Origin of the sequence: Alkalibacillus haloalkaliphilus C5, from assembly GCF_000269905.1 — a bacterium.
GTDB classification, from domain to species: domain Bacteria; phylum Bacillota; class Bacilli; order Bacillales; family Alkalibacillaceae; genus Alkalibacillus; species Alkalibacillus haloalkaliphilus_A.
In genome coordinates, this window is record NZ_AKIF01000196.1 from 1 (window position 1) to 4,284 (window position 4,284).

The 4,284-nt window shown below is 35.4% G+C and carries 4 protein-coding genes; 3 read left to right on the forward strand and 1 reads right to left on the reverse strand.

The genetic code is table 11. The features are described 5' to 3' along the window. Positions 1-196: 196 nt before the first annotated feature. Positions 197-1,762, reverse strand: coding sequence for an FAD-dependent oxidoreductase (locus tag A194_RS0114995; protein WP_017187614.1), 1,566 nt, complete (start codon positions 1,760-1,762; stop codon positions 197-199). A 235-nt stretch (positions 1,763-1,997) separates the two neighbouring features. Here A194_RS0114995 and A194_RS0115000 point away from each other — a divergent pair, with 235 nt between their 5' ends. The 3 genes from A194_RS0115000 to A194_RS0115010 all read left to right on the forward strand — a co-directional run bounded on the left by A194_RS0115000 (position 1,998) and on the right by A194_RS0115010 (position 3,997). Continuing rightward, positions 1,998-3,116 carry a PAS domain S-box protein gene (locus A194_RS0115000; RefSeq protein ID WP_017187615.1) on the forward strand — a complete coding sequence of 373 codons (1,119 nt, stop codon included), beginning with the start codon at positions 1,998-2,000 and terminating at the stop codon, positions 3,114-3,116. Further along, the gene (locus A194_RS18740; protein WP_017187616.1) at positions 3,104-3,664 is read left to right on the forward strand and encodes a GGDEF domain-containing protein; all 561 of its coding nucleotides are present in this window, start codon (positions 3,104-3,106) and stop codon (positions 3,662-3,664) included. The genes A194_RS0115000 and A194_RS18740 overlap by 13 nt, the downstream gene beginning before the upstream one ends. 69 nt (positions 3,665-3,733) lie before the next feature. Beyond that, a complete protein-coding gene (locus tag A194_RS0115010) occupies positions 3,734-3,997 on the forward strand; it encodes a hypothetical protein (protein ID WP_017187617.1) in 264 nt (87 codons plus the stop codon). The last annotated feature ends 287 nt before the right edge of the window (positions 3,998-4,284 follow it).

Consider the following 4,284-nt stretch of genomic DNA (forward strand, 5'->3'; position numbering starts at 1 on the left):
CCTTGGCAGTCTCAGGTTACCGATGGACTGGATTCTTCTGGGTTTATTACGGAGTTGATTTAGAAAGAATTGATTCTTTCCAATGTTATTAATAAGAAAAGAGCTTGGGCGAACCAAGCTCTTTCAAATTATGGTAAATCAGCGAATTTTTAAATATACCGGCGAAAATAAAATTTTTCCGGTGAACGCCGATAAATTAATATCCTGATTCATCGTCTTTCAAAATATCAAGCATTCTGAAATCGTAATTCTTTAGATCTTTTTCAGCAGGTCCTTCTATGACTTCACCTTTATAGGAATAGCGCGAACCATGACAAGGGCAATCCCAAGTATTTTCTGCGTCATTCCAGTTCACTTCACATCCGGCATGTGTACAGGTTGTATCAACAATGTAGACTGTGTGATCGTCATGCTTATAAGCACCTTTTCGTTGGCCATTCATAAGAAATGTTGTTGCTTCGCCTTGTTTCAAATCTTCAACTTCATTTTTTGGAAACTCTAGTTTTCCTTTTATTAAATGTTTCGTTAAGTCAAAGTTCTCTGTGAAGAACTTTTTCAAACTTGGGTCAGCATTAAAACGAGAAGGGTTGTACACTTCTTCATAAGGATTTGAATTACCGATTACTTTGTCAGCCATAAGCTTTGCAGCAGCAGTACTATTCGTCATACCCCATTTGCGGTAACCTGTTGCAATTAAAACACGAGGTTCGTCTTTTGTAACAGGTCCTACATAAGGAAGCTTATCTAGTGTTACTAAGTCTTGTGTCGACCAACGATATTCAATTGGGACTTTGCCAAAAATCTCTTCTGCTGATCGTTTTAAGTTTAAATAATGTTTATGCAAGTTTTTTCCTTGCCCAACTTTATGACTCTCACCACCAAACAAAATGTAGTCTTGATTATTAATCGTTGCATGTCTAATCGATCGACTTGGTTCGTCTACACTTAAATACATGCCACCTGGATAAGGGTTTTGATTTGGAAAAGCAATGACGTAAGACCTTTTAGCATGTAGTTTACCAGAATAAAGGCCTTTACCTTCATAAAAAGGAAAGTGGGTACAAGATAGTACATATTTCCCTTCTATTTTATGACCATCGCGAGTTATAACAGTTGCTGATTGCTCTGTTGATTCTACATTAACAGCGACGGTATTTTCGTACAGTTTTACACCTTTATCTTGGATGATTTGAACAAGTCTATTCAGGTATTTAGTCGGATTAAATTGGTATTGATCTTTCATATATAAGGCATTTTCTATTTCAATGTTGAAAGGGATCGATTCTGTAATCTTCCCGTTAATGTTCAAATTTTGATAAGCTTTATATTCATCCTCGATTTTCTTTGCGTATTCACCTGATGTTGAGTATAGATAAGCGTCATGAGTTTCCCAGTCACATTCAATTTGTTCATCTTGAATAATTTGTTCAAATAAGTTCATAGCATCTTTATTTGCCTCATAGTAACCACGTGCAATTTGGTAATTAAAATGTTTTAAAAGTTCATCATATATAAGGTTGTGTTGGGCGGTAACTTTTGCAGTTGTATGTAAAGTTGTCCCTTGCACGAGATGTCCAGCGTCAATAAGTGTGATCTCTTTTCCAGATTTGGCGAGCAAATAAGCTGCAGTAATTCCAGTGATTCCACCCCCTACAATGACAATGTCAGTTTTATGGTCGCCTTGTAATGTCTCAAGTTGGTACTTTTCCATTGATTCTTTCCATACAGGTACTGACTCTTCTGGTAAACCATCTATATTCATAATGAAACCACCTTCCTAAAGTTTTCTTATACAGTTTTTGTTAAAAAATAATAGGTATACATGGGATGTCATTAAGTTGATGCAGACTGTAGAAATATGTCTTTTGTTGTAGGTAAAAAGTATGTATAATTGGTAGATTTTTCTCTGTGAGTATCGTAAAATATTAATTAGTAAATATATTTTGAAAAATACGTCAATAAACTCGGGTGTCTGAACGTTTTGGGGGCTTAAATTTATGTTGAATAATCAGTTGTTGAACCAGGTCTTAATGAGTGGATTCGATAGTATGGTGTTTGTGATGAGGATTGAGGGAGAAGGACGCTTTGTTTATGAGTTTATAAATGAATCAGCAATGAGGCGAACTGGGTTAACTGAGAATGTGATTGGTAAAAACTTATTAGATGCCTTACCAGAAGAACAAGCTGTGTTTTTATTAAATAAATACAAACAATCAGCTCAAGAACAGAAGAAAATTTCGTATGAAGACACTTTTCATGCAAATGACGATGAGGAATATATAAGTGAAACGAACTTAACACCTCTTTTGAATGAACTTGGTGAGTGTACTCATATTGTTGCAGTTGTAAGGGACATTACGGAGTTTAAAGAGGCAGAACTTGCTAGAGAAGATTCTAAACGTCGGTTAGAATTAAGTAAACAACGTTATAAATCACTCTTTCTAGATAATGCAGACGCCATTTTTTCTATTGATTATAACGGTAACTTAATTGAAGTAAACAACGCATTTGAGGAGTTATCTGGATACCCTAAAGAACAATTGTTAAATCAATCTGCTTTTAAGTTTGTCGATTCAAGTATAAAACGTCAGTTGAAGAAATGTTTCGTTCAAACTTTACGAAAAAAACCGCAAAACTTCGAGGTAAATACATATAATGCGAGTGGAATGCAACTAGATTTAGATATTACGATGACACCAGTTGTAGTGGAAGGTCAAGTTACCGGTGTTTACGTCGTTATAAAAGATATAACTGAGCAGCGTTATGCTGAGAGAACACTTTCTAAAAATGAAGAACGCTTCCGTATGATTGCTGAAAGCTCACACGATCTAATTACATTAGTTGATGGTGAAGGGATGATCACTTACGCTTCGCCTTCATATGGTAACGTTTTAGGTTATAGCCCTGAACATTACGTTGGCCGATCGTTGTTACACAATTTACATGAAGAAGACTTTAAAGGCGTATTACACTCATTTGATCATGCACAAGAAACAGGCGATCCTATATCGTTAGAGTTCAGACAATACCATCAAGAAAAAGGTTGGTTGTGGTTTGAATTGCAAGGGAAGCGATTTATGACGATAATGGCCATTTTCATCAGATGGTCGTTGTAACGCGTAACATTTCCGAGCGAAAGGCTTATGAGGAACAGTTAAAAATGTTCGCTTATCATGATCCTTTAACAGAGTTGCCTAACCGAAGATTATTTCAGTCAAATTTATCTGATCATCTAAATGAGTATCAAAAGAGTGGAAAAGGTTTTGCAGTGATGATGCTTGATATTGATAATTTCAAAACTATTAATGATGAGCATGGTCATGATATTGGCGATGAAGTCATTAAGGAGTTTGGAAAGCGCATTCAAAGTAGTTTGAGAGAATCAGACTTCATTGCCAGAATGGGCGGAGATGAGTTCATCGCTTTATTGACGAATATAACTTCAAAGAAAGATGCTTTAGAAGTTGTTCATCGCGTAAGAAGAGTTGTTGAGCAAGAGTGGGATGTTAGCGGTGAGGAATTTGCAGTTACAACAAGTATCGGCGTTGCGCTTCCTGACTCTGAACAAGTGACAAATGATGAATTAATTAAATTTGCTGATAGCGCATTGTATGATGCAAAATCTTTAGGTAAAGACACGTATCAATTGACAACAATCGTATAATCATAGGATTATTAAAGTGGGACGGTTCATTTACGAACCGTCTTTCACTATGTAAGGAGGGCAATGGAAATGGAAATGCTTACGATTCTATTAATTGTTATTGGTTTATTATTTGTTATAGCTTTAACGATCACCTTGAACATTGCTAAAAATCATGATCGACAAATTAAAGAGTATGAAAAAAGAGGGGCGACACCTGATGAGGAGTTAGAGCGTTCACACCATTATGAACAAGAATCATTACGTCGAAATATACCTAATTTAGTTTTAATTTATGTTGGTTTGTTTGTTTTAGTTTTTATTGGCTCAATTATCATTCTAACTATTTTGTAAACTGTAACATTTGTAATAAACAATTAACTCGACCGTAACTTCATAACGGGGGGATTTGTGTTATCTTATATTTAATAGCTCGTAAATATCTCCCTATAAATATAAAAGAAGGACCAAGTGATTATTTCGCTTGGTCCTTCTTTTTGTTTAAAACTTTCATTAATTGTGAGTGATATTTTTTGGAAACGAGGATGTATAGAAAGTCACCTTCTTTAATTTCTGTATCTCCATAAGGTGTTACTAATTCATCACCTCTAACGATCGCAGCGATTGATGATTTCGTAGGG

Excerpts from the sequence above, each read along its gene's own strand:
- A194_RS0114995 (WP_017187614.1), bottom strand. The coding sequence starts at position 1,762 with ATGAATATAGATGGTTTACCAGAAGAGTCAGTACCTGTATGGAAAGAA.
- A194_RS0115000 (WP_017187615.1), top strand. The coding sequence starts at position 1,998 with ATGTTGAATAATCAGTTGTTGAACCAGGTCTTAATGAGTGGATTCGAT.
- A194_RS18740 (WP_017187616.1), top strand. The coding sequence starts at position 3,104 with ATGGTCGTTGTAACGCGTAACATTTCCGAGCGAAAGGCTTATGAGGAA.
- A194_RS0115010 (WP_017187617.1), top strand. The coding sequence starts at position 3,734 with ATGGAAATGCTTACGATTCTATTAATTGTTATTGGTTTATTATTTGTT.